The 23,270-nt window shown below is 65.3% G+C and carries 23 protein-coding genes; 7 read left to right on the top strand and 16 right to left on the bottom strand.

Translation table 11 applies throughout. From position 1 onward, the window contains the following. Positions 1-36: 36 nt before the first annotated feature. The 3 genes from AABA84_RS08815 to AABA84_RS08805 all read right to left on the bottom strand — a co-directional run bounded on the left by AABA84_RS08815 (position 37) and on the right by AABA84_RS08805 (position 1,638). Positions 37-525, bottom strand: a complete 489-nt coding sequence (locus AABA84_RS08815) for a VOC family protein (RefSeq protein ID WP_338308881.1) — start codon at positions 523-525, stop codon at positions 37-39. Between the two features lie 42 nt (positions 526-567). Beyond that, the gene (locus AABA84_RS08810; protein WP_212249223.1) at positions 568-996 is read right to left on the bottom strand and encodes a VOC family protein; all 429 of its coding nucleotides are present in this window, start codon (positions 994-996) and stop codon (positions 568-570) included. Between the two features lie 129 nt (positions 997-1,125). After that, entirely contained in the window at positions 1,126-1,638 is a 513-nt protein-coding gene (locus tag AABA84_RS08805) for a cupin domain-containing protein (RefSeq protein WP_080137629.1), read from the bottom strand. Between the two features lie 128 nt (positions 1,639-1,766). Here AABA84_RS08805 and AABA84_RS08800 point away from each other — a divergent pair, with 128 nt between their 5' ends. Further along, positions 1,767-1,985: a CsbD family protein gene (locus tag AABA84_RS08800; protein ID WP_212249222.1), complete on the top strand. Its 219-nt coding sequence runs from the start codon at positions 1,767-1,769 to the stop codon at positions 1,983-1,985. Positions 1,986-2,128: 143 nt separating this feature from the next. Here AABA84_RS08800 and AABA84_RS08795 read toward each other — a convergent pair whose 3' ends face one another. The 5 genes from AABA84_RS08795 to ggt all read right to left on the bottom strand — a co-directional run bounded on the left by AABA84_RS08795 (position 2,129) and on the right by ggt (position 8,343). After that, the gene (locus AABA84_RS08795; RefSeq protein WP_338311881.1) at positions 2,129-2,593 is read right to left on the bottom strand and encodes an FKBP-type peptidyl-prolyl cis-trans isomerase; all 465 of its coding nucleotides are present in this window, start codon (positions 2,591-2,593) and stop codon (positions 2,129-2,131) included. A 60-nt stretch (positions 2,594-2,653) separates the two neighbouring features. Continuing rightward, the gene (locus AABA84_RS08790) at positions 2,654-4,945 is read right to left on the bottom strand and encodes a xanthine dehydrogenase family protein molybdopterin-binding subunit (RefSeq protein ID WP_338311880.1); all 2,292 of its coding nucleotides are present in this window, start codon (positions 4,943-4,945) and stop codon (positions 2,654-2,656) included. A 2-nt stretch (positions 4,946-4,947) separates the two neighbouring features. Next, positions 4,948-5,964 (bottom strand): FAD binding domain-containing protein, encoded by a 1,017-nt coding sequence (locus AABA84_RS08785; RefSeq protein WP_338311879.1) that lies wholly within the window; start codon positions 5,962-5,964, stop codon positions 4,948-4,950. 4 nt (positions 5,965-5,968) lie between these two features. After that, positions 5,969-6,583, bottom strand: a complete 615-nt coding sequence (locus tag AABA84_RS08780) for a (2Fe-2S)-binding protein (RefSeq protein ID WP_338311878.1) — start codon at positions 6,581-6,583, stop codon at positions 5,969-5,971. A 173-nt stretch (positions 6,584-6,756) separates the two neighbouring features. Further along, complete coding sequence (gene ggt, locus AABA84_RS08775) at positions 6,757-8,343, bottom strand: gamma-glutamyltransferase (protein ID WP_338308877.1); 1,587 nt, start codon at positions 8,341-8,343, stop codon at positions 6,757-6,759. 198 nt (positions 8,344-8,541) lie between these two features. On the opposite strand from ggt, the gene trhO reads away from it, so the two are divergent. Together trhO and AABA84_RS08765 are read left to right on the top strand one after the other, a co-directional pair. After that, positions 8,542-9,324: an oxygen-dependent tRNA uridine(34) hydroxylase TrhO gene (gene trhO / locus AABA84_RS08770; protein WP_338311877.1), complete on the top strand. Its 783-nt coding sequence runs from the start codon at positions 8,542-8,544 to the stop codon at positions 9,322-9,324. Then, positions 9,314-9,532, top strand: a complete 219-nt coding sequence (locus AABA84_RS08765) for a SlyX family protein (protein WP_212249215.1) — start codon at positions 9,314-9,316, stop codon at positions 9,530-9,532. Before trhO ends, AABA84_RS08765 begins: the two co-directional genes overlap by 11 nt. A 6-nt stretch (positions 9,533-9,538) precedes the next feature. Here the strand turns inward: AABA84_RS08765 and AABA84_RS08760 are convergent, their stop codons facing one another. After that, positions 9,539-11,443: a sensor domain-containing diguanylate cyclase gene (locus AABA84_RS08760; RefSeq protein WP_338308875.1), complete on the bottom strand. Its 1,905-nt coding sequence runs from the start codon at positions 11,441-11,443 to the stop codon at positions 9,539-9,541. A gap of 171 nt (positions 11,444-11,614) precedes the next feature. Next, complete coding sequence (locus tag AABA84_RS08755) at positions 11,615-11,830, bottom strand: hypothetical protein (RefSeq protein ID WP_338311876.1); 216 nt, start codon at positions 11,828-11,830, stop codon at positions 11,615-11,617. Between the two features lie 106 nt (positions 11,831-11,936). Between AABA84_RS08755 and hemE the strand changes: the two genes are divergently transcribed. Beyond that, positions 11,937-12,971 carry a uroporphyrinogen decarboxylase gene (gene hemE, locus AABA84_RS08750; protein WP_338311875.1) on the top strand — a complete coding sequence of 345 codons (1,035 nt, stop codon included), beginning with the start codon at positions 11,937-11,939 and terminating at the stop codon, positions 12,969-12,971. 170 nt (positions 12,972-13,141) lie between these two features. On the opposite strand, the gene hemC is transcribed toward hemE, so the two are convergent. From hemC to AABA84_RS08735, 3 genes are read right to left on the bottom strand one after another with little or no spacing between them, the layout of a single operon-like run. Beyond that, complete coding sequence (gene hemC, locus AABA84_RS08745) at positions 13,142-14,122, bottom strand: hydroxymethylbilane synthase (protein ID WP_212249211.1); 981 nt, start codon at positions 14,120-14,122, stop codon at positions 13,142-13,144. Between the two features lie 26 nt (positions 14,123-14,148). After that, positions 14,149-15,774 (bottom strand): GMC family oxidoreductase, encoded by a 1,626-nt coding sequence (locus tag AABA84_RS08740; protein ID WP_338311874.1) that lies wholly within the window; start codon positions 15,772-15,774, stop codon positions 14,149-14,151. Positions 15,775-15,823: 49 nt separating this feature from the next. Next, positions 15,824-16,414, bottom strand: coding sequence for a TetR/AcrR family transcriptional regulator (locus AABA84_RS08735; protein WP_338308871.1), 591 nt, complete (start codon positions 16,412-16,414; stop codon positions 15,824-15,826). 101 nt (positions 16,415-16,515) lie between these two features. Between AABA84_RS08735 and AABA84_RS08730 the strand changes: the two genes are divergently transcribed. Further along, positions 16,516-16,881 (top strand): nuclear transport factor 2 family protein, encoded by a 366-nt coding sequence (locus tag AABA84_RS08730; RefSeq protein WP_212249208.1) that lies wholly within the window; start codon positions 16,516-16,518, stop codon positions 16,879-16,881. Between the two features lie 24 nt (positions 16,882-16,905). Here the strand turns inward: AABA84_RS08730 and AABA84_RS08725 are convergent, their stop codons facing one another. Further along, a complete protein-coding gene (locus tag AABA84_RS08725) occupies positions 16,906-17,385 on the bottom strand; it encodes a MarR family winged helix-turn-helix transcriptional regulator (protein ID WP_338311873.1) in 480 nt (159 codons plus the stop codon). Between the two features lie 50 nt (positions 17,386-17,435). Between AABA84_RS08725 and AABA84_RS08720 the strand changes: the two genes are divergently transcribed. Together AABA84_RS08720 and AABA84_RS08715 are read left to right on the top strand one after the other, a co-directional pair. After that, complete coding sequence (locus AABA84_RS08720) at positions 17,436-18,995, top strand: FAD-dependent oxidoreductase (protein WP_338311872.1); 1,560 nt, start codon at positions 17,436-17,438, stop codon at positions 18,993-18,995. Positions 18,996-19,337: 342 nt separating this feature from the next. Then, positions 19,338-21,299, top strand: a complete 1,962-nt coding sequence (locus AABA84_RS08715) for a putative bifunctional diguanylate cyclase/phosphodiesterase (RefSeq protein ID WP_338311871.1) — start codon at positions 19,338-19,340, stop codon at positions 21,297-21,299. 218 nt (positions 21,300-21,517) lie between these two features. Here the strand turns inward: AABA84_RS08715 and AABA84_RS08710 are convergent, their stop codons facing one another. Further along, complete coding sequence (locus AABA84_RS08710; RefSeq protein WP_338311870.1) at positions 21,518-22,498, bottom strand: PDR/VanB family oxidoreductase; 981 nt, start codon at positions 22,496-22,498, stop codon at positions 21,518-21,520. Positions 22,499-22,508: 10 nt separating this feature from the next. Beyond that, complete coding sequence (locus tag AABA84_RS08705; protein WP_212249204.1) at positions 22,509-23,270, bottom strand: GntR family transcriptional regulator; 762 nt, start codon at positions 23,268-23,270, stop codon at positions 22,509-22,511.

The raw sequence follows: 23,270 nt of genomic DNA, 5'->3' as shown, positions 1-23,270 counted from the left end.
CGTGCTTTAATGGTTGCTACAGCACCGGTATCGCCGTCACGCCGCCGACTTGCCCTCGAACGCGCGGCGCAACGTGTCGACGTCCAGCTTCACCATCTTCATCATGGCCTGCATCGCGCGCGCGGCTGCGGCCCTGTCCGGGCTCGACAGGAATTCGAACATCACCTTCGGCACCACCTGCCAGGCCACGCCCCAGCGATCCCTGAGCCAGCCGCACTGCTCTTCCTTGCCGCCATCGGCGAGGAACGCGTTCCAGACGCTGTCGACCTGGGCCTGGTCATCGCAATGGATCATCAGCGAGATCGCGTGGGTATATTCCATCTTCATGCCGCCGTTGAGCGCGACCAGCGGCTGACCGGCGACCGTGAACTCGACGACGAGCACGGAGCCCTCCTTGCCGGAGGGGCCGTCCGAAACGTTGCGCTGCACGTGCGTGATCGCCGAATTCGGCACGAGCGAGACATAGAACTTCGCGGCTTCCTCGGCATCGCCGTTGAACCACATGCAGGGTACCACCTTGGACATCGTGAACGCTCCTCTTCAACTCTTCGATTGCGTGGATTTCGATCAGGCGCTCGCCATGTCGGGCTGCGTTGTCGCGGCCGCGAGGTCCATCCAGTTCACACCCCACATATGGCCGTCCGGATCTTCGAAGCTGCGGCCGTACATGAAGCTGAACTCGTCCTTCGGGCTGGGATCAGCTACCCCGCCCGCGACCTCGGCCCTGCCGACGATGTCGTCGACCTCGTCGCGGCTGTCCGCGGACAGGCAGAGCAGCACCTGGTTCGAGGTCTTGGCATCCGCGATCGGCTTCGGCGTGAACTGGCGGAATTTGTCGTGGGTCATCAGCATGACGAAAATGGCCTCGGAAAAGACCATGCAACTCGCCGTGTCATCGCAGAACTGCGGGTTCCTCTCCGCGCCGACCGCCTCGTAAAAGGCAGTGGCGCGCCCAAGGTCGGTCACCGGCAGGTTGACGAAGATCATCTTGGACATCGGAAGCTCCTTGGCGGGTTCTGCCCCAAGGACGGATGGCCCGGCGGCCATCCGACACGGCTGTCCGATTATTTTTGGCCCCATCGCCCGCGAGGTTCTGTCACACCGCCCCCGCGGTCTCAGGCAGCCTTACTTCTTCTCGTTCGGGTCCCGGTGCACCGGGTCGATCCACAGCACGGTCTCGGGCTTCTCGACCGGCTCAATGTCGAGGTTGATCGCCACCGCCTCGCCGTCGCTGCGCACGAGCACGCATTCCAGCACCTCGTCCGGGCTGGCGTTGATCTCCTGATGCGGCACGTAAGGCGGGACGAAGATGAAATCGCCGGGGCCGGCCTCGGCCGTGAATTGCAGGCTCTCGCCCCAGCGCATCCGCGCCTTGCCCTTCACCACATAGATGACGCTTTCGAGATGGCCGTGGTGATGCGCGCCGGTCTTGGCGTCCGGCTTGATGCTGACGGTGCCGGCCCACAATTTCTGCGCGCCGACGCGCGCGAAATTGATCGCGGCCGCGCGGTCCATGCCTGCCGTCGACGGCACGTTGGTATCGAGCTGGTTGCCGGGAATGACGCGCACGCCGTCATGCTTCCAGCGATCGTCGTGATCGTGGTCATGGTGGGAATGCGAATGGTCATGGCCGGTCATGGGACTTGCTTTCTGTTGGTTCCGTGCGCGGCAACCTAACCCGAAGCCGCATTCGCGAGCCATACCAAATTCGGAACCCTCGTAGCCGCGGGACGTTGTCTCTGCGAGCAAAATAGAAGGAGAGTTTCATGGGTAGCACGACCGACAAGATCAAGGGCAACGCCAACGAGGCGATCGGCAAGGCCAAGCAGGGCATCGGCGAAGCCACCGGTTCCGACCGCCTGAAGGGCGAAGGCGTCGTCCAGGAAGTGAAGGGCAAGGGCCAGCAGGCCATGGGCGATGCCAAGGACGCCGCAAAGGACGCGATCGATCGCGCAGCGGCAGGAGCAAAGCGCGCGACGGAATGACGCGCGGCATCCAAAAGCGAAAAGACCGGCCGAAAGGCCGGTCTTTTTCTTGCCGTCATTTCGGGGCGGCGCGTAGCACCGAACCCGGAATCCCGAGATTCCGGGTCTGGTCCTTTCGGACCATCCCGGAATGACGCGATGCGTCATTTCACCGCGAGCAATTCCACGTCGAACATCAGCGTCGCGTTCGGCGGGATCACGCCGCCGGCGCCGCGGGCACCGTAGCCGAGCTGCGGCGGGATGATCAGCGTGCGCTTGCCGCCGACCTTCATCGAGGCGACGCCCTCGTCCCAGCCGCCGATGACACGGCCCTTGCCGATCGGGAATTCGAACGGCTCCTTGCGATCGACCGAGCTATCGAATTTCTTGCCCTTCTGGCCGTTCTCATAGAGCCAGCCGGTATAGTGCATCACGCAGATCTGGCCGGGCTGCGGCGAGGCCCCGGTGCCGACGGTGGAGTCGATGATCTGCAAGCCTGAAGCTGTGGTCATGGTCTTTCCTGCGGTCTGGGCCGAGGCCGTGGTGGAAACAAGATGCGACACGCCTGCGATCACCGTGATCGCGAGTGCCGACATCAGGGTGAGGAGCGCGCGCTGGAGACGCTGCATAAGGCACCTTCGGTTTGAGGCGGAAGGTGTCTAGCGCAACGCGAGTGCGGTTTCCACCCCTCACACCTCGATATTTTCCAGCCGGACCGGGAGCTTGCGGATGCGCTGACCGGTGGCGTGGTGGATCGCGTTGCAGATCGCGGCATTGGTGCCGACATTGGCGAGCTCGCCGAGGCCCTTCACGCCGACGGGATTGATGCGGTCATCCTGCTCGGAGAGCAAGATGACCTCGACGCCAGGCACATCCGCATTCACCGGCACGAGGTAGTCGGCAAGATTGTCGTTGACGTAGCGTGCATTGCGCTCGTCGATTTCCGTGGCCTCCAGCAGTGCCGACGACATGCCCCAGATCAGTCCGCCCATCAGCTGGCTGCGGGCCGTGCGCGGATTCATGATCCTGCCCGCCGCAAACGCGCCGACGAGGCGAGGGCAACGGATTTCGTGCGTGAAGCGGTTGACGCGGACCTCGACGAACTCGGCGCCGAACGCGTAGGCGATCTGGTCTTTCATGGCGTGACCACCGACGAGCCGCACCTGCCCGCTGTGCATGGCGCGGAAGGAATCCAGCGGCGCGCCTTCCGGCTTCCACTCGCCATATTCCTCGACGACGCCGACACCGAGCGCATCGAAGGCCTTCTCAAGGTCGAGCGGACGGTCGCCCTTCGCCGCTTGCGTGGCCGGTGTCTGTCCGAGGCCCACAGTCTCCTTGGCCCGGTCGGTCAGGCTTTGAGCCGGCATCGCGGCCTTGAACAGGCGCTGGCGAATCTGATCGCACACCATCATCACCGCCGAGCAGGTGCTCGCGGTCGAGTTCGAGCCACCGGCAACCGGCGCCGGCGGCAGATCGCTGTCACCCATGAAGACGGCGACTTTCTCGAGGGGCACGCCGAGGCGCTCGGCCGCGGTCTGGGCGATGACCGTATAGGCGCCGGTGCCGATCTCGTGACCGGCGATCTCGACGCGGGTACGGCCGTCGCGCTGCAGGCGCACGCGCGCAGCGGACGGCCCCATCTGCGTCGGATAGCAGGTCGCGGCACAGCCATAGCCGACCAGCCAGTCGCCGTCCGCCATCGATTTCGGCTGCGGCGAGCGCTGCGCCCAGCCGAAGGCCTTGGCAGCCTCATCGAAGCACGCCATCAACGAGCGCGACGTATAGGGTTTGCCGCCGATCGGCTCAACATTAGTGTCGTTGATACGGCGAAGCTCGACAGGATCAATGTTGAGCTTAACCGCGAGCTCGTCCATCGCGCTCTCCAGCGCAAACAGATACGGCACCTCCGGCGGCGAGCGCATGAAGCCCGGCGTATTGCGGTCGGCACGCACGATCGACACCAGGCTGTCGACGTTCGGGCAGGCATAGAGCCGCGTCGTCGTCTTGGTGCCGCCGACGCAATAGGCGTCGGCGCGCGAGGAAACCTCGGCGCCCTCATGCCTCAAAGCCAGCAGCTTACCGTCCCGGTTTGCGCCAAGCTTGATCTCATGGCGCGTCTCGGCACGGTGGGTCGTAATGGTAAAACCCTGATCGCGGGTCGGGACCAGCTTGATCGGGCGGCCCAGGCGTTTGGCAATGCCGGCGATGATGGCGGTCCGCGGCGTCATCGAGCCGCGCGAACCAAAGCCGCCGCCGACATAGGGATTGACCACGCGCACCTTGTCGGCATCGATGCCGAGCTGCTCGGCAACGCCGTTCTTCAAGCCATAGACGAATTGGCTGCCTTCGTAGATGACGAGATTATCGCCCATCCAGGCGCAGCTCGTCGAAAACAGCTCCATCGGATTGTGATGCTGCGTCGGCGTGTCGTAGGCGGCGGTCAGCTTGACCGCGGCCGCATCGAATGCCTTGGCGAAATCGCCGACCGCGGGGTCTTCCTTGAACTGCGCGTTCTGTCCCTTTGCGGCGGCCGTGGTCGTTCCCGGTGAGTCGAAGCTCGCGCTCGGCGCCGTGGCGGTGTAGCTGACCTTGACACGATTGGCGGCCTCGCGCGCGGCCTCGTAACTTTCCGCGACAACGACGGCGATGATCTCGCCGTCATGGGCGATGTCGGCCGACTTCAGCGGCTGGATCGTGGTCCCGGCATATCCGCCATTGCTGAACAGCTTCGACTCCTTCAGATTCGGGGCGTTCTCGTGCGTGACGATCTCGATTACGCCGCGGACACCCTTGGCCTCATCGAGATCGAAACGGTCGATGCGGCCCTTGGCAATCGCACTGGTGACCAGGAATGCGTAGGCCGGATTGTCCAGCGGCATGTCGGAGGCATAGGTCGCCCGCCCCGTGACCTTTGCAGCTGCATCATAGCGCGGCACGGGCTGGCCCATATTCGCCTTGGGCGAGGGAGCTGCAGCGGTCATGGTCAGATCTCCATCGTTACGGCTTGCTGGAGCGCGCGCGCCACCACGCGCTTGCCGAGCGCGATCTTGAAGCTGTTGTGCCGGCGGCCGCGGGCGCCTGCAAAGGCAGCATCGGCGACGCGTTGCGCCAGAGCTTCGTCAAACTTCTGTCCCTTCAGCAGCGCCTCCGCCTCGCGCGCCCGCCAGGGCATGGTGGCGACACCGCCGAGCCCGACGCGCGCATCCCGGATCGTGCCGTCCTGCACGTCGAGCGCGATCGCAGCCGAGGACAGTGCGAACTCATAGGATTGCCGGTCGCGCGCCTTGAGATACACCGAGCGCGGCCAGCGACCCTGGATCGAGAAGGCCGAGATCAGTTCGCCGGGCTGAAGCGCGGTCTCGATGTCGGGGGAGTTGCCCGGCGCCTTGTGCAGCTCTGCGAACGGCATCGTGCGCGTGCCGGTCTTGCCGGTGATTTCGACCGCCGCATCGAGGGCGATCAACGCCTGCGCGAAATCGCCGGGATAAGTCGCAATGCACTGATCCGACGTGCCGAGCACGGCATGCATCCGGTTGACGCCGTCCATGGCCGCGCAGCCGGAGCCGGGATGGCGCTTGTTGCAATTCTCATAGGAGACGTCGCGGAAATAGCTGCAACGCGTCCGCTGCATCACGTTGCCGCCGAGCGTCGCCATGTTGCGCAGCTGGGCGCTGGCGGCGAGCTTCAGGGAATTGGCGATCACCGGATAATTGCGCTGGATCTCGGCATGGGCAGCCACGTCGGACATCCTTGCGAGCGCGCCGAGCCGCAAGCCGTCGCTGCCCGGCTCGATTGCCGACCAGGCTTGCGCGAGCGGATTGATATCGACGATCGCGGCGGGCCGCATCACGTCCAGCTTCATCAGATCGATCAGCGTGGTGCCGCCGGCAAGCGGCTGGGCTGTCGCCTGCGTCAACGGATTGTTGGCTGCCGCGGCGGCGCTCAGCGCCTGCACGGCCATGTCAGGGTCTGTTGCCCGCTGATACGAAAAGGGTCGCATGCGCCTAGCCTTTCATGATCTCGGGCGCGGCCTGCTTCACGGCCGCGACGATGTTGGGATAGGCCGCGCAGCGGCAGATGTTGCCGCTCATATATTCGCGGATGTCGGCCTCGCTCCCGGCATGTCCCTCCTTGACGCAGGCTACGGCGGACATGATCTGGCCGGGCGTGCAATAGCCGCACTGGAACGCATCGTTGTCGACGAAGGCCTGCTGCATCGGGTGCAGGCGATCGTCGGTCGCCAGCCCCTCGATCGTCGTGATCTCCTGCCCTTCCGCCGCGAGCGCGAGCGTCAGACATGACACCACCCGCCGATCGTCGATCAGCACCGTGCAGGCGCCGCACTGGCCGTGGTCGCAGCCCTTCTTGCTGCCGGTGAGCTTGAGATGGTCGCGCAGCGCATCGAGCACCGTGGTGCGCGCGTCGATGCGCAGACGCTTGTCCTTGCCGTTGATCCGCAGCGTGACATCGACGGGAAGCGACGGATCCTGCGCGGCTGACGCACTCGCATCCTGCGCGGCCGCGCGCGCGGTCATCGGCATCAGCGCACTGCCGGCAGCGCCCGCCATGAAGGCGCGCCGATCGAATCCGGATGGTCGGGAACTTGACTGCTCGGACATGGACGGCCTCCGCCGCTTTATCTGCAACAGCAGCACACGCCTGCGCCGCTCATCGCCCCTTAACCGGAAGCAACGAGCTCCGTTCCGAACGAGAAAGGGCGATGCAACAAATGCCGCATCGCCCCTTCGTCAACTTTTCCTGATCTCGCGCGGGGAACCCCGCGCGGCAACGCTCAATAGCCGAGCGCGCAGCCATCCTTGCGCGGATCGGAGCCGCCGGTGAGCGTACCCTTCTCCCAGTCGATCCAGATCGCCTGCGCGCCGCCGAGCGGGCCGACCACGCTGGTGGTCTTGTGGCCGAGCTTCTTCAGGCCCTCGACGATGTCAGCCGGCACGCTGTCCTCGAGCTGATACTGGCCCTCGTAGTGCAGGCCGCGCGGCATGTCGATCGCCTCCTGGACGTCACAGCCGTAGTCAAGGATATTGGTCAGGAGATGGGTCTGGCCGGTCGGCTGGTACTGGCCACCCATCACCGCGAACGACATCGTGGAGCGCCCGCCCTTGGTGAGCAGGCCCGGCATGATCGTGTGCAGCGGACGCTTGCCGCCTTCGATGCAGTTGGGGTGGCCCGGCTGGATGCGGAAGCCGCCGGCGCGGTTCTGGAACAAGACGCCGGTCTTGTTCGAGACGATGGCCGAGCCGAAGGAATGCGCCACCGAGTTGATGAACGAGCAGACGTTGCGGTCCTTGTCCACCACCGTGATGTAGATGGTCGATGGGTTCATCGGCGGCGCGACGTTCGGCAGGTCGAGCATGCCGTCCATGCGGATCTTGCTGATGTACTCGTCGGCAAAGCCCTTTTCGAGCATCTCGGCGACGTTGATCTTCATGTGCTCGGGAGAGGCGACATGCATCTCGCGGTTCATGTAGGCGATGCGCGCCGCTTCCGCCTCGAGATGGAAACGCTCGACGCTCACGGGCGCATACTTGGTCAGGTCGAAGCGCGACAGGATGTTGAGCATCAACAACGCGGTGACGCCCGGACCGTTCGGCGGGCACTGCCAGACGTCGTGGCCCTTGTACGTGGTGCCGATCGGCGTCGTCGTCTCGGTGGTGTGCGCGGCGAAATCGTCGAGCGTGTGCAGGCCGCCGATCCCCCTGAGAGTCTCGACCATGTCTTCCGCGATCGGGCCCTTGTAGAAGGCGTCGCGGCCGTCCTTGGCGATCGCGCGCAGCGTCTTGCCTAGCTCGGCCTGGCGGATGACGTCGCCGGCTACCGGCGGCTTGCCGCCCGGCAACAGGTAACGCACGGTGTTGGTGCCGCCCTTCAGCTTCTCGAACTGGTTCTTCCAGTCGAAGGCGATGCGGGGCGCGACGACGTAGCCTTCCTCGGCCGCCTTGATCGCGGGCTGGAGCAGCCGGTCGAAGTCGAACTTGCCGTGGTCGCGCAGCACGGTCGCGAAGGCGTCGATCACGCCGGGGATCGAGACCGCATGTGCCGAGGTCAGCGGGACCGAGTTGATCTTGCGTTCGAGATACCAGTCCGCGTTCGCCGCCTTCGGGGCACGGCCGGAGCCGTTATAGGCGATGATCTTGCCCTCGCCGCGCGGCTGGATCAGCGCAAAGCAGTCGCCGCCGATGCCGGTCGATTGCGGCTCGATCACGCCAAGCAGGGCCGAGCCCGCAACCGCCGCGTCCACCGCGGTGCCCCCTTCGCGCAACACCTCGATCGCGGCGAGCGACGCCTGCGGATGCGAGGTCGCCACCATCGCGTTGGTGGCGTGGACCGTGGACCTGCCTGGGAAATGAAAGTTTCTCATCGAATTCTTGCTCTCTTGGGCCCGTGGCGCGGATGGCGCGCCATCTCGGAAAAACCGGGGTTACATGACACATTCCGGCCCGCTGGGGCAATGCTGGCATACCAGGGAAATGGCTGCCATCCGCTGAGCGTATAGACCTTTCGAGACCGGCGGCCATGCGGGTTTTCCGGGCGGCGGCCGCCTGCTAAACGAGCGGCCATGTCTGATCCGGATTCGGTCATCAAGGTCGCCGCCTTCTACCAATTCGCCGCCCTCCCGGATTACCGCGAGCTGCGCGAGCCGCTACGTGCGTTCTGCGCCGGCCTTAAGCTGAAGGGCAGCGTGCTGCTGGCGCAGGAGGGCATCAACGGCACGCTCGCCGGTGCGCCGGAGGCCATCGACGTCCTTGCCCACGAGCTCGCTCACGGCGACATGTTCGTCGGCAGGCTGAACAATCTCGAATTGAAATTCTCGGCCGCCGAGGCGATGCCGTTCGGGCGGCTCAAGGTGCGGCTGAAGAAGGAGATCGTCACGCTTGGCGATGCGGCTGCCGATCCGACCCGCCAGGTCGGCACCTATGTCGATGCGAGCGAATGGAACGCGCTGATCTCCGCGCCCGACATGCTGCTGCTCGACACCCGCAACGCCTTCGAGGTGGCGATGGGAACGTTCGAAGGCGCGGTCGATCCCGGCATCAGGAGCTTTGGCCAGTTCAAGGATTTTGCCGCCGTCGGGCTTGATCCGGCAAAGCACCGCAGGATCGCGATGTTCTGCACCGGCGGCATCCGCTGCGAGAAGGCGAGCGCGCATCTGCTCGCGCGCGGCTTTGCCGAGGTCTATCACCTCAAGGGCGGCATCCTCAAATATCTGGAAGAGGTGCCGGAGGCGCAGAGCCGCTGGCGCGGCGAATGCTTCGTGTTCGACGAGCGCGTCGCGCTCGGCCATGGCCTGCAAGAATCCGGTTTGCGCGAACGGGACAAGGGACACGGCCGTGACGAATGAGATCAAGACGCTCGCCGAGCGCATCGACACGCTGGAAACGCGCCTCGCCTACCAGGACGACACGATCGAGACGTTGAACCAGACCATCACCGCGCAGTGGAAGCAGATCGATCTGCTGACGCGGAAGATCGCAGAGCTCGGCGAGCGGCTGCAGGACGCCGAGGCCAATGCGCCGGGGCCTGCCAATGAACCTCCGCCGCATTATTGAGCCGTCTTACTGGCCGGAAGCCTTGGGCATCAAATTCATGAGCTCGCCGGACATCATCAGGCGGTCGCGGCCTGCGTCCTTGGCGGCGTAGAGCGCCCGGTCGGCAGCCTCAACCAGCGAGGCCACGCCAGCCGTGCGCTCCAGCGCCGGCCGACAGGTCGCACCGCCGACCGAGACGGTGACGAATCCGGACTCCAGATTGGTGGCATGAACGAGGCCGGCCTCGTGGATGGCGCTGCGAATCCGTTCGCCGAAAAGAGCGCAGCCGGCGGCATCGGTGTTCGGCAGCAGCATGGCGAATTCCTCGCCGCCATAGCGCGCCGCCAGATCACCGGCGCGCTGCGTCTCGGCCGCGATGATCTTTGCAACCAGACGCAGGCACGCATCGCCCGCGGGATGGCCGTATTCGTCGTTATAGGCCTTGAAATGATCCACATCGATCATCAGCAAAGCGAGGCTGGAGCGGTCGCGATAGGCGCGCGCCCATTCCTCTTTCAGCCGCTCGTCGAAGCGGCGGCGATTGGCAAGGCCGGTGAGGCTGTCCTCGATCGCGAGCGTCTCGAGCCTGGTTTCCAGCTTCTTGTGCTCGGTGATGTCGCGGGAGATCGCGACCACGCCGTCGACGCGCCCATTGTCCTTGCGCGTCACCCGCATGGTCGATTCAAGCCAGACCTCGCCGTTCTGCCGGTGCGAGTTGCGGTAGGTGAGGCGCGCCTCCTCCCGCTCGCCACGCTTCATGGCGTCGACGGTCGCCTGGACCTCCGGCAGATCCTCCGGATTGACGCCCGCGAGCGCAGGCGTGCCGATCAGTTGGTTGGCGCGCCAGCCGACGACGCGCACGGCCGATGGCGAAACATAGCGCAGCCGCTCGTCGAGCCCGATGCGGGTCACCATGTCGCTGGAGCCTTCCGCGAGCAGGCGGAAATGCGCCTCCTTCTCGACCAGGGCCGCGGCCATGCGCTGGCCTCGCTGCAACTGCCGCACCAGCACGGCGCCGATGATCGCAATCAGCATCACCAGCGCGATGACGTAGAGCATGCGGGAAATTGCCGCGGCGCGCCAGGGCGCCAGCAGCTCCTCCTTGTCCAGCGTGGCCAAGAGGACCAGCGGATAGCGGCCAGAGCGCTTGAAGAAGCTGACGCGCTCGGCACCGTCGAGAGGCGACTTGAAATGGTAGGCGCCGCTTGGCCGTTGCAGGCTGGCGTCGCGGAACAACGCGGTGTCGGCGACGCTGCGGCCGACGAACTTGTCGTTGATGGGATTGCGCGCGATGATCAATCCGTCGCCATGCACCAGCGCCGCGGAGCTGTTGCGGCCGATCTCGAACTGCTCGTAGAAGTGCGCGAGATATCCGGAACTGATGGTCGCCAGCACCACGCCGCCGAAGCTGCCGTCCGGCTTGTTGAAGCGGCGCGACAGGGTGACCACCCATTCGCCTTCGAGGAGGCTCTTCACGGGATGGCCGACATAGGGCTCCCGTTTCGGGGAGAGCTGATGATAGCGGAAGAACGCGTCGTCGCTGAGCGTCGAGCCGATCGTGCCGGGCGAGGTCAGCCAATTGCCCTGGTCGTCGATGATGGCGAAGCTGTGGATGCGCGGGACGGCCTTCTTGCGCACCTCCAGGACTTTGCCGAGCTTGGTGATGGTGATGGGGCCGGTGCCGTCCATCTCCAACCGGCTGACGGCGCCGACAACGCCGGAATCCAAGAGATCGAGGCTGTCCTCGGCGTGCTGGGTCAGCGAGCGGGCGACGTTCGCCATCTCGGTCTCGGCACCCCTGAGCACGGCATCGCGCGCCGCCCATTCGCGCCAGCCGCTGACGCCGAGGATGGTCGCGCAGGTCAAAACGACGAAAGCCGCCGCGCGCGGCGGCAGACGGCTCCATCCAGCTCGTTGGGTCGCAAGGCTCATGCGGCAGAATTCTCCGATGTTTCGGAACCTCTGCCGCTTCTGTTATTGAACTCTGAAATTACCGCCGGAATACGCCGCGATAGCGCGGTTTTCCGTAGTCCTACGGACGCACGGATCAGCGCATCGCTAACAGGACATTAGCAAGCCGATCGGAATCCGGCCCGCCCTCCGCTAGCTGAAGATGGCCTTAACCTTGGCCCAGAGCGAGGGATTGTCGGCATCAGCGTCGGCCTTCGAGGGCGTCGGCTGGGTGACGCTGACAGGATCGGAAGCCGGGAAGCTATCCTTCAGCCCGGCATCGAGCTTGCTGTGGCGATCGGCAGCAAGCGCTTCGCGCAGATCGTCGGCGTGCTTGTCGTGCGGCGCGGGATTGAATGTCTCAGCCATGATGTCCTCCATCGGCGGGTCAACGCGGCCCGATTGCGCTGGTTCCCCTGTTCCGCTGAGCGCCGGAGCGGTGTATCAGGAGCCATAACCTTGCTCAGGACCATTCGTGCCCCAATCTGCGACGAAACCTTTCATCGACGTGCTCTCCGGCCAGCGCCAGAGCATTCCCCCCATGTGGATGATGCGGCAAGCCGGCCGCTATCTGCCGGAATATCGCGAGGTCCGCGCCAAGGCCGGCGGCTTCCTCGACCTCTGCTTCAACCCGGAGCTTGCGGCCGAGGTGACGCTGCAACCGATCCGCAGGTTCGGCTTCGATGCGGCAATCATCTTCTCGGATATCCTGGTGATCCCCTATGCACTCGGGCGCTCGGTGCGGTTCGAGGTCGGCGAGGGCCCGCGGCTGGATCCGCTGGATGATCCCGCGAAGGTCGCAACGCTCGCCGCGCGCGCCGACTTCGGCAAGCTCGAGCCGGTGTTCGAGGCGCTCAAGCTCGTGCGCGGCGCGCTCGATCCCAAGACCGCGCTGATCGGCTTCTGCGGTGCGCCGTGGACGGTCGCGACCTACATGGTCGCCGGCCAGGGCACGCCAGACCAGGCGCCGGCGCGGATGATGGCCTACCGGCATCCGGAGGCGTTCGCTGCGATCATCGACGTGCTGGTCGAGAACTCGATTCAATATCTGCTGACGCAGCTCGCCGCCGGCGCCAATGCCTTGCAGATCTTCGACACCTGGGCGGGCGTGCTGCCGCCGGCCGAATTCGCACGCTGGTCGGTCGAGCCGACGCGGCGCATCGTGGAGGGCGTGCGGGCCAAGGTGCCGGATGCGAAGATCATCGGCTTCCCCCGCGGCGCCGGTGCGCAATTGCCGGCCTATGTCGAGGCGACCGGCGTCAATGCGGTCAGCATCGACTGGACCGCGGAGCCGGGCTTCATTCGCGAACGGGTGCAAAGCAAGGTCGCCGTGCAGGGCAATCTCGATCCGCTGGTGTTGATCACGGGCGGCGCGGCGCTCGACCGCGCGGTCGACAACGTGCTGGCCAATTTTGCGCAAGGCCGCTTCATCTTCAATCTCGGCCACGGCATCCAGCCGGAAACGCCGATCGCCCATGTCGAGCAGATGATCAAGCGGGTGCGGGGGTAATTCGACCCGCTCCTGAGGGGCCGCACACAAAAAATGCGAAAACAACCCCATGCACAGTAGACAGGTCATTGAAAAAGCTGGGCCGGCATGACCCGGCCCAGACGCGTTTGACGCGTCGGGCAAAACAGGCAGCATCGTCGAATGGCCGGTTCTACCTTCGCAGCAAAGGCTCAGCGCGGCCGGCTGCGCTCGATGATCTCGGCGGCGCCCTTCGTCAGCAGATCCAGACCCACGGCACGACCGAGCTCACGCGGGCGATTGGCCGGGCCTTCGCGCGAGGCTTCGATGATGGTGTTGCCCGAGAGATCCAGCACGGAGGCCGTCAGCGACATCTGATCGCCGGCGATGGTCGAGAAGCCCGCCACCGGCGAATTGCAGTGGCCGTTCAGCACCCACAGCACCTCGCGCTCGGCGTCCGCAGAGGCATGCGCGGCGGGATCATCGATCGACGACAGGATCTGCCGCGTCTGCCAGTCCTGCGCCGCGCATTCGACTGCGACGATGCCCTGCCCCGCCGCGGGCAGCATCTCGGCCGCGGTGAATTCGTAGGCGATGCGGCCGGCGAGGCCGACGCGATCAAGGCCCGAACGCGCCATGATCAGCGCATCCGCAGGCCCCACCGTGCCACCGTCCGGCAGCTTCTGCTTCTCGCCATTGTCGAGTTTTCGGACCCGCGTATCGGCGGCGCCGCGGAAGTGGATCACCTCGACATCCGGAAACAGGCGCCGCGCATACGCGGCCCGACGGACCGCATTGGTGCCGATTTTAAAACCCTTTCCGCGCGACTGGCGCAGCGCCTCCAGGGTCACACCATCGCGCAACACCAGCGCGTCGTTGGGTGGATCGCGCGACAGCGTGGCGCCGATGACGAGACCGGGCGTGTCCTCATTGCCGGGCATGTCCTTCAGCGAATGCATCGCCGCCTGCAAGTCGCCCGACAGCACCGCGGCGCGGATCTGCGCCACGAAGGCGCCACCCTTGCCGCCATGGGGCAGCAACTTGCTGGTCTGGTCGGTATCGCCCGTGGTGTCGAACTTGACGATCTCGACGTCGAGACCGGGCACGGCGGCGGTCAGGCGGCGCGCGATCTCTTCCGTCTGTGCCAGCGCCATCGCGCTCTTGCGTGTGCCGATCCTCAATCGCGTAGCCAAGTCCTGGTCCTCTCAACAATCGCGGGTTATCCCGCATCCTCCAATATCATGTCGGAGGCCTTTTCGGCGATCATGATGATCGGCGCGTTGGTGTTCCCCGATACGAGGTCCGGCATGACCGAGCCGTCGACGACGCGCAGGCCGTCGAGCCCCCTCACCTTCAGCCGCTGGTCGACCACCGCGAGCGCATCATTGCCCATACGACAGGTCGAGGTCGGATGGTAGATGGTGCTGCCGCGCTCGCGGCAATAATCCAGCAGTTCGGCATCCGTGGATACCTTCGCCCCGGGATCGTATTCATTGACCACGAACGGCTTCAGCGCAGGCGCGCTCAATATCTTGCGCAGGATCTTCAGGCCTTCGACGTTGGTGGTGCGGTCGGTCTCGGTCGACATGTAGTTGATGCGGATTTCCGGCGGCACCGTCGGATCGGCGCTCCGGATGCGCAGGGAGCCGCGGCTTTCAGGACGAAGCTGGCACACAGAGGCGGTGAAGCCAGAGAAATCATGCAGCTTCTCGCCCATCTTGTCGGTCGAGAACGGCAGGAAGTGCACCTGGATGTCGGGCGAGGCGAGCCGCGGGCTGGTCTTGAAGAACGCGCCCGCGGTGCCGGCCGCGATCGTCAGCCAGCCTTTCCGGAACAGCGCATAGCGCGCGCCAGCGAGCGTGCGACGAAGCGGATGATTGACGGTATCGTTCAGCGTGATCTTCTGCGAGCAACGCATCACGATGCGGACCTGCATGTGGTCCTGGAGGTCGTGACCGACGCCCGGCGCGTCCAGCACGACATCGATGCCGTGCTTGCGCAGGAGGTCGCCGGGCCCGACGCCGGAGAGCTGGAGCAACTGCGGCGAGTTGTAGGCGCCGCTCGACAGCACGATCTCCTTGCGCGCGCGGGCACGTCGGATTTGCGAGCCTTGCCGATATTCGACGCCGACGGCGCGGCGGCCCTCGAACAACACGCGCTGGCCGAGCGCGGAGGTTTCGACCTTGAGATTGCCGCGGGTCTTTGCCGGGCCGAGATAGGCCACCGAGGTCGAGGCGCGACGGCCGTTGCGCGTCGTGGTCTGGAACAGGCCGACGCCTTCCTGCGTGGCGCCGTTGAAATCAGGGTTGTAGGGCAGACCGGTCTCGACCGCGGCGTCGATGAAGGCCTTTGACAGCGGATCGGTCACGACCATGTTGGAAACCGGCAGCGGGCCGCCGCTGCCGTGATATTGGTCGGCCCCGCGCGACTGGTTCTCGGCCTTCTTGAAGTAGGGCAGCACGTCGTCATAGCCCCAGCCGGTGTTGCCGAGCTGGCGCCAGCGATCGTAGTCCTCGTGCTGGCCACGGACATAGAGCAGACCGTTGATCGAGCTCGATCCGCCCAGCGTCTTGCCGCGCGGCTGGAACACCTGGCGTCCCTTCAGCTCGGGCTCCGGCTCGGTCTGGTACATCCAGTTGACGGTCTTCTCCTTGAACAGCTTGCCGTAGCCGAGCGGCACGTGGATCCAGATGTTGGAATCCTTCGGGCCGGCCTCGAGCAGCAGCACGCTGTGCTTGCCGTTCGCCGACAGCCGGTTGGCGAGCACGCAGCCGGCCGAGCCGGCGCCGACGATGATGTAGTCGAATTCGGGATCGGTGGATGCAAGAGAGGAATTTGCGTTCATGCGCTAGTCTTCTTGTTGTGTGGGCGTTTCTGGTTCGTCACTAGCACAATCATGCGCGATGGCGCAGCGCCTCGACCAGCGACTTGAACGCACGGGCATATTCCACACCCGCTCTTGCGATATCGGCGCGCCCGGCGCAGGCGACCGCGGCCTCCGTCACCGCGCCGAGCAGCAGCCGCGCCAGCGGCTCGACCGGCTGCTTTGCGATGAGGCCGGTCTCCATCGCCACCGAGAGCGCACGTGGCAGCTTGCCGCCGAAATGCTGTGCGTCGATCTCACGCCAGCGCTCCCAGCCGAGCACGGCCGGGCCATCGCGCAGGATGATCTGGCCGGTCGGCCCCTTGGCGGTCGCCGCGAAGTAATGCTGCGTGCCGGCGACCATCGCCGCGAGCACGTCCTTCTCGGCGCGAGCGGCGCTGTCGATCTCGACGACGAGATCCCGCGAGACCTGGTCGAACACGGCTTCGAACACCGCCTCCTTGGTCTTGAAGTGATGATAGACCGCGCCCTTGGCGACAGAGGCCGCCTCCGCAATCTCGTCCATGGTGGTGGCGGCAAAGCCTTGCGCCCCGAACAGGCGGCGCGCCGCCGTCAGGATCGCCTCCGATGTCGCCGCCCGCCGCTCCGCCTGTTTCGCCATGGGTCTCGTCTAATCGAATTCGGCAGAGGCGGCCAGTTGACTTTTCGACCACCGGTCGGTATTTACCGACTATCAGTCGGTTTTAATTGCGGGGTTTTATTATGCCGAGCCGTGACGTCGTCGAAGCTTTTGCGCAGCGGCTGGAGGCCGGGGATTTCATCGGTGCGATCGAGCAGTTCTGCACACCCGACGCCGCGACCTATGAGAACAACGGCGCTCCGACGATCGGCCGTGACAAGCTCGTCGCCAAGGAGCGTGCCGTGCTGGCGGCCTCGAAAGAGGTCAGGGCCGTCCGCATCGGACCGAGCCTGATCGACGGCGACCATGTCGCGACGCGCTGGACGTTCAGCTTCACCAACGCAGAGGGTGTCTCACGAACGCTGGACGAGATCGCGTGGCAAACCTGGCGCGGCGACGAGCTGGTCGAGGAACGGTTTTATTACGATCCCAAGCAACTCGGGCGGTGACGAGTCGCGCTTTCGCAATCGATTTCAAGCCGGATCGCCTGGCGCCATCATCGCGTCGGCGAGCTTGCGCATCAAGCGCACCAGATCCTCGACATCCTGATCGTCCCAGGTCGCAAACATCCCCCCGACAATCCGTTCGCGTGCCCTGTCCACCGCGTCCGTCATGGCCTTGCCGCTGGGCGTGATGGTGGCTTCACTGACGCGACGATCCGCTTCGCTGGCGTGGCGCTTGATCAAGCCGAGATTCTCCAGTTTCGCGACCTGCCGGCTGACCGTCGTGTAGTCCCGCCCCATGCGATCGGCGAGGTCGACGACCCCGATCGGGCCGCGCCGCTCGATGCCGACGAGCAGCGGAAACAGCGCACGATCCAGCGAGATGCCCGCCTCGCGGATCATCATGTCGTCGCCCTGCCGGCGGTTCATGACACTGACGATGTCGATCAACGCTTCGTGAAGCGAGCGCACCTGCTTTTTAATATGTGTATTTTGCACCCTTCTTGACATCCCGATGCCCCTCTGCCTAATGTGTGCATATTACACATATTGAGGATGCCATGACAAAGCAATTCACGGCGGAGGTTCTGATCTGCGGAGCAGGTGCGGCCGGCCTTACGCTCGCCATCGACCTCGCGCGGCGAGGCGTGTCTTTTCGGCTGATCGAGAAGCAAGCCGGTCCGTTCCATGGGTCTCGCGGCAAGGGAATCCAGCCTCGAACCCTCGAGATCTTCGAGGATCTCGGCATCATCGACCGCATCGTTGCCGCCGGAGGGCTCTACCCGCCGCAGCGCAAATACCGCGATGACGGCAGCTTCATCGAGTCAGAGATCGCAGAGCTCGCAGTCCCCACCCCCGCCGAGCCCTACAACATGGCGCTGATGATCCCGCAATTCCTGACCGAGGGCGTGATGCGCGAACGTCTGCTCGAACTGGGCGGGCGGGCGGAATTTGGCTGCGAATTGGTCGGCCTGGAGCAGGATGAGGACGGTGTGACTGCGCGCCTTTCAGGCCGGGCCGGCGAAGAGACGATCCGCGTGCGTTACCTCATCGGTGCCGACGGCGGCCGCAGCTTCGTGCGTCACGCGCTTGGCATTGGTTTTCAAGGCAAGACGCTCGGCGTACGAGCCGTGGTGGCCGATGTCGTGCTGACGGGCCTGGACCGCCGGGCGTGGCACCGCTTCCACGATGGCGCGATGGACCGCCAGATTTCGCTGTGTCCACTGGCCGGAACGGAGCTGTTTCAGTTGCAGGCCCCCGTTCCGCTCGAAGGCGAGGTCGATCTGTCCGCCGAAGGGCTTTCGGCCATGGTCGCCGAGCGCACGGGACGCAACGACATCCGCATCCAGTCCGTGCTTTGGGCGTCGGCCTATCAGATGAATGCGAGACTCGCCGATCGCTACCGGGATCGCCGTGCATTTCTGATCGGCGATGCAGCTCACATCCATCCTCCGACAGGTGGACAAGGTCTCAATACCAGCGTGCAGGATGCCTACAATCTTGGCTGGAAGCTGGCGGCCGTTATCGGCGGTACGTCCGCAACTCTGCTCGACAGTTACGAGGGAGAACGACGCCCCGTCGCTGCAAATGTGCTCGGCCTTTCCACCGACTTGCTGGAAGCGGCCAAGCGCGGCGACGTGAGGCGCGGCCGCGAGGTGCAGCAACTCGACATCGGCTATCCGGGATCGCCCTTGGCACTGGAAAAGCCAGGGCGCATGGCAGGCCCGTCCGCGGGAGTCCGCGCACCGGATGCGCCGCTACGCGGAGCCGCCGGACAACCCATACGCTTGTTCGCGTTGCTCAAGGGGCCTCATTGGACGCTGCTTGGCTATCAGGTGAAACGCGAGACTGTATCGGCGTGCACTGGACTGCACATCCACCGTATCGGCCCGGATGCCGAGCTCGTCGACGAAAGCGAGCACTTTCGGGACGCATACGCCGTGTCGCCCGGGGATTGGGTGCTGGTGCGTCCTGACGGTTACATAGGCGCCTTCGTGGGCTCGCGGCAGATCGATGGGCTCACGCATTTCCTGGCCGGACAGGGCCTCCAGGTGTCATCGCCCGATCTGTGCGCAACTGCGCCCTTGGGCGGGCGATCCAGCAGTCCGAGACCGTTGTGATTCCTCGATAGGCCGCGGCGTGCAGGATGTCCCGCCTGCCGCCTTCGCCAAAGCTTCGGCGCGCCTGGACCTAAACCTCGGCGAAGCCTAGGCGTAGCCGGGTCGCGGGGCATGACAACGGAGTTAGAATTAGGCCGAGGTGCGTCAGCGCCTCGCTCATTTGCCGGCTCCGTAAGTGTCGAAGTCCGCATTTGTATCGATTTGTTATCGATACCTTCCTTTGAACACGCAGAAGTGGTCGCGCGGAGCGTGGCAAACGGGGATAATTCATAGTTCGTCAAAGGTTTGCGGCGAATTCTCCCTGAAGGAGCCGACCAACGGCCCGTGCTGCTAGGCTCTGAAATGCGGACTCAAACGACCAGCTATGTCGCGCGGCTGTTCGCGGGCGATCTGTCGGCCTTTGGCGGTCCCGCAACCGACGAAGCCGTGGCCGGCCATATCCGCGCCGAACAGATGTCGCTGGTGCTCGGCTATTCGGTCGGCATCATGCTCGCCAATGCCTGCAACGCCATCGTGCTCGCCATCGCACTGTGGCAATCGCCGGACAGGATTCTTGCGTTGATCTGGGCGGGCGCTGTCGCAAGCGGAGCGATCATGTTCGGCCTGCAATCCCGCGCCGCGCGCCGCATCACCAAGCCGCAATTCGTCTCGCGCCGCGCCATGCACCGGCTGGTGCAAAATGCCTTTGTCCTCGGCACCGCCTGGGGCATCGTCCCCGTCGCCTTCTTCAACAATGCTTCGACCGGCGGCCAGCTCGTCATCACCTGCCTGTGCTCGGGCATGCTGGCCGGCGGCGCGCTCGCCTTCGCCACCATCCCGATCGCAGCGATCGCCTTCACGGCCCCGATCTTCGTCGGGATCGCGATCTGCCTCGGCAGCAATGGCGATCCGGCCTTTCTGCTGATCGCCTTCCTCGTCGTGGTCTACGGCAGCGTGCTGCTGCGCGGCGTGTTCGTCAATTCGTTCTCGTTCGCGCGGCGCGTGATGCGGCAGATCGAGGCGGAGCGCACGGTGCGGCTGGATCCTCTGACCCACCTGCCCAACCGCGTCGCCTTCAACGAGACGCTCGAGGCCGCGCTCAAGCGGCTGGCATTGTCAGGCGAGGAGTTTGCGGTGCTCCTGCTCGATCTCGATCGCTTCAAGGAGGTCAACGACAAGTTCGGCCATCCCGCCGGCGACGAATTCCTGGTCCAGGTTGCAAGCCGCCTGCGACGCTGCACGCGCGCCGCCGAGCATGTCGCACGCATCGGCGGCGACGAATTCGCGCTGGTGATGGCCAATCTGGCGCGTCCCGAGGATGCACTCGAGATCGCCGAACGCTTCGTCGCAGCCTTCACTGAACCGTTCCGCATCGAGGGCCGCCAGATCGTGGGCGCGACCAGCGTCGGCATCGTGCTGGCGCCGCGCGACGGCACCACAGCGCTCGACGTCATGAAGAATGCCGATGCCGCGCTCTACCGTGCCAAGAAGGCGGGCCCCGGCACGATCCGCTTCTTCGAGACCAGCGACGACAGGGTGTCACGCGATCGCAAGGCGCTGCAATCCGACCTTGAGGGCGCGATCGCGCGAAACGAGCTGTTCCTCGTGTTCCAGCCGTTCCTCGATCTCGACCAAAGCCGGATCACTGGTTTCGAAGCGCTGCTGCGCTGGCAACATCCTGAGCGCGGACTGGTACCGCCGAGCGAATTCATTCCGATCGCGGAAGAGACCGGGCTGATCCACGAGATCGGCGAATGGGTCGTCCGCCGCGCCTGCGCGACGGTGGCCGAGTGGCCGGACGACATCAGGGTCGCCGTGAACTTCTCGGCCGCGCAGTTTCACAACGCGGGCATCCTCCAGATCATCGTGCAGGCGCTCGCGGAGGCGAAGATCGCCCCGCACCGGCTCGAGATCGAGATCACGGAATCGATGCTGCTGTCGAAATACGGCTCGGCCGAGCCGGTTCTGAACGCGCTGCTGCAGCTCGGCGTCACCGTGGCGCTGGACGATTTCGGGACCGGCTTCTCCTCCCTCACCTATTTGCGCAAGCTGCCGTTCAGCCGCATCAAGATCGACCAGTCCTTCATCCGCGACATGCTGGTGCAGCCCGACTGTGCCGCCATCGTCAAGTCGGTGATCTCGCTCGCGCGCGACCTGCGCATCGCCGTCGTCGCCGAGGGCGTCGAGACCGCCGACCAGCTCGACTATCTCAGGCAGATCAGTTGCGACGAGGTGCAGGGCTATCTGATCAGCCGACCGGTGTCGGTGGACGGCGTGCTGGCGCTGCTGGATACGAAGAAGCTTCGGGCGACGTTTGCGGCGTAGGTGGAATTGAGATTTGGCCTAGTGACAACCACGACGGCGGTAAGCCCCCTCGCCCGCTTGCGGGAGAGGGTTGGGGAGAGGGTGTCTCCGCAACGGGACACTCCCTCAAAGGAGAGAGCCCTCACCCGGCGCTTCGGCGCGACCTCTCCCGCAAGCGGGAGAGGTCGAGCCCGCGGCGCCGTCCATTCCTTCTTAATGGAGTCCAGCTCAAGGCTCGCTCAAACCGCGTCCGCGCGCAGCAGCGTGTCCACGGTGATGGTGCCACGGGCCCGCGAGACGCAGGCGCAGATCTTCTGGTTGCTTTGCTTCTGATGGTCACTGAAGAAGACGTCGCGGTGGTCGATCTCGCCGTCGACCTCGACCACGTCGATGGCGCAGAGGCCGCATTCGCCGCGCTTGCAATCGTACATCACGTCGTGACCGCTGGCGTTGAGCACGTCCAGCATCGAGCGCTCGCGCGGGATTTCGAGCTCGACATCGGAGCCCTTCAGGCGCACGCGAAACGTCTCGGTCGGCAGTGTGCCGCTGGAGCCGAAGGTCTCGTAGCGGAGATCGGGCAGCGGATGGCCCGCCCCGATCCAGGCGTGGCGCGCGGCATCCAGCATCCGCATCGGGCCGCAGAACAGCGACAGCGCGCCTTGCGGCAATGACGCGAACACCGCATCGAGGTCGAGCCGTCTGCCTTCATCGCTGGCATGAACGACCAGGCGATCTCCGAGCATCGCGGCGAGATCGTCGAGATAGGCGGCCTCGGCGCGCGAGCGCACCGCATAGTGCAGCGTGACATCCACGCCGCGCCGCGCCAGCGCCTGCGCGGCACCGAGGATCGGCGTGATGCCGATGCCGCCGGCGATCAGACAATAGCTTTCGCGAGCCCAGTCGACCGCGAGCAGCGAAGCCGGCTGGGTGATGTCGAGCCGCGCGCCCGGCGCGAGCTGCCACATGTAGCGCGAGCCGCCGCGGGAATCCTCGGCACGGCGCACCGCGATCTTGAAGCCGGCCGAGGTGGCTTCGCCGACCAGCGAATAGGACCGCGTCTCCGGCAGGCCGTCGATGGTCACGCTGATATTGATGTGGCTGCCGACCGGATAGGCGGCGGCGTCGAACCGATCAGGCCGGATCAGGAATTCGCGGATGCCGGGAGCGAGTTCGCGCGTCGAGACGAGCGTTGCCGGAATCCAGGTTTCGATGAAGCGCATGGCACTGCCCTCAATCGGTTGCGGTCTTGATCAGCGCCAGCGCCGGCAAGAGGTCGAGATGGGTCCGGTTGCGCAGCGCCAGCCTCAAGTTTCGTACCGCGAGCCGCGCGTGCTCGCGCATGATGGCTTCGGCGCGCGCGCCTTCGCGGTTCTCGATGGCGTCGATCACGACGCGGTGGTGCTCCTGCCCGATGATCAGGATCTGCTGCGCTTCCGGGAGCGCCGACTGCGCCATCACGAAGCCGCTCGGGGATGCGAACGGCAGCGCCGACGCGCGGTCGATCTGGCGAACCAAGGGTGGGCTGCGCGACAATTCCGTGAGCAGAGCGTGGAAGCGCGCGTTCAGCGTGACATAGGACGAGAAGGCTTCGATCGAGATCGGCACCTGGCGCAGCAATTCGTCGATCGCGGCAAGGCACTCCTTGAGCGGCTCGAGCTCGCGCGCGGAAACACCGCGCTCGGCGGCGAAGCGCGCAGCGAGCCCTTCCAGCGTGCCGCGCAGCTCGATGGAATCGGAGATGTCGCGTTCCGAAAACGCCTTCACCATGAAGCCGCCGGACGGGATCGCCTCCAGCAGGCCCTCCTCCTCCAGCCGCACCAGCGCCATGCGCACCGGGGTGCGCGAGGCGCCGGTGGTCTCCACCGCCTGGAGCTCGGAGATGCGCTCGCCTGGCCGCAGAGAGCCGGACAGGATCTGGTCGCGCAGCGCGAGCTGCGCCTTCACGGTCTGCGAGACGGAGCGGTCGACCTCACGTTCGGGGGCTGCTTTCAC

It is taken from the genome of Bradyrhizobium sp. TM239, assembly GCF_036247985.1.
Classification (GTDB): Bacteria; Pseudomonadota; Alphaproteobacteria; order Rhizobiales; family Xanthobacteraceae; genus Bradyrhizobium; species Bradyrhizobium ottawaense.
Note: the sequence above shows the minus strand (reverse complement) of the source record. Positions and strands in the feature narration are given on the sequence as shown.

Excerpts from the sequence above, each read along its gene's own strand:
- AABA84_RS08815 (WP_338308881.1), bottom strand. The coding sequence starts at position 525 with ATGTCCAAGGTGGTACCCTGCATGTGGTTCAACGGCGATGCCGAGGAA.
- AABA84_RS08810 (WP_212249223.1), bottom strand. The coding sequence starts at position 996 with ATGTCCAAGATGATCTTCGTCAACCTGCCGGTGACCGACCTTGGGCGC.
- AABA84_RS08805 (WP_080137629.1), bottom strand. The coding sequence starts at position 1,638 with ATGACCGGCCATGACCATTCGCATTCCCACCATGACCACGATCACGAC.
- AABA84_RS08800 (WP_212249222.1), top strand. The coding sequence starts at position 1,767 with ATGGGTAGCACGACCGACAAGATCAAGGGCAACGCCAACGAGGCGATC.
- AABA84_RS08795 (WP_338311881.1), bottom strand. The coding sequence starts at position 2,593 with ATGCAGCGTCTCCAGCGCGCGCTCCTCACCCTGATGTCGGCACTCGCG.
- AABA84_RS08790 (WP_338311880.1), bottom strand. The coding sequence starts at position 4,945 with ATGACCGCTGCAGCTCCCTCGCCCAAGGCGAATATGGGCCAGCCCGTG.
- AABA84_RS08785 (WP_338311879.1), bottom strand. The coding sequence starts at position 5,964 with ATGCGACCCTTTTCGTATCAGCGGGCAACAGACCCTGACATGGCCGTG.
- AABA84_RS08780 (WP_338311878.1), bottom strand. The coding sequence starts at position 6,583 with ATGTCCGAGCAGTCAAGTTCCCGACCATCCGGATTCGATCGGCGCGCC.
- ggt (WP_338308877.1), bottom strand. The coding sequence starts at position 8,343 with ATGAGAAACTTTCATTTCCCAGGCAGGTCCACGGTCCACGCCACCAAC.
- trhO (WP_338311877.1), top strand. The coding sequence starts at position 8,542 with ATGTCTGATCCGGATTCGGTCATCAAGGTCGCCGCCTTCTACCAATTC.
- AABA84_RS08760 (WP_338308875.1), bottom strand. The coding sequence starts at position 11,443 with ATGAGCCTTGCGACCCAACGAGCTGGATGGAGCCGTCTGCCGCCGCGC.
- AABA84_RS08755 (WP_338311876.1), bottom strand. The coding sequence starts at position 11,830 with ATGGCTGAGACATTCAATCCCGCGCCGCACGACAAGCACGCCGACGAT.
- AABA84_RS08740 (WP_338311874.1), bottom strand. The coding sequence starts at position 15,774 with ATGAACGCAAATTCCTCTCTTGCATCCACCGATCCCGAATTCGACTAC.
- AABA84_RS08735 (WP_338308871.1), bottom strand. The coding sequence starts at position 16,414 with ATGGCGAAACAGGCGGAGCGGCGGGCGGCGACATCGGAGGCGATCCTG.
- AABA84_RS08730 (WP_212249208.1), top strand. The coding sequence starts at position 16,516 with ATGCCGAGCCGTGACGTCGTCGAAGCTTTTGCGCAGCGGCTGGAGGCC.
- AABA84_RS08725 (WP_338311873.1), bottom strand. The coding sequence starts at position 17,385 with ATGTCAAGAAGGGTGCAAAATACACATATTAAAAAGCAGGTGCGCTCG.
- AABA84_RS08720 (WP_338311872.1), top strand. The coding sequence starts at position 17,436 with ATGACAAAGCAATTCACGGCGGAGGTTCTGATCTGCGGAGCAGGTGCG.
- AABA84_RS08715 (WP_338311871.1), top strand. The coding sequence starts at position 19,338 with ATGCGGACTCAAACGACCAGCTATGTCGCGCGGCTGTTCGCGGGCGAT.
- AABA84_RS08710 (WP_338311870.1), bottom strand. The coding sequence starts at position 22,498 with ATGCGCTTCATCGAAACCTGGATTCCGGCAACGCTCGTCTCGACGCGC.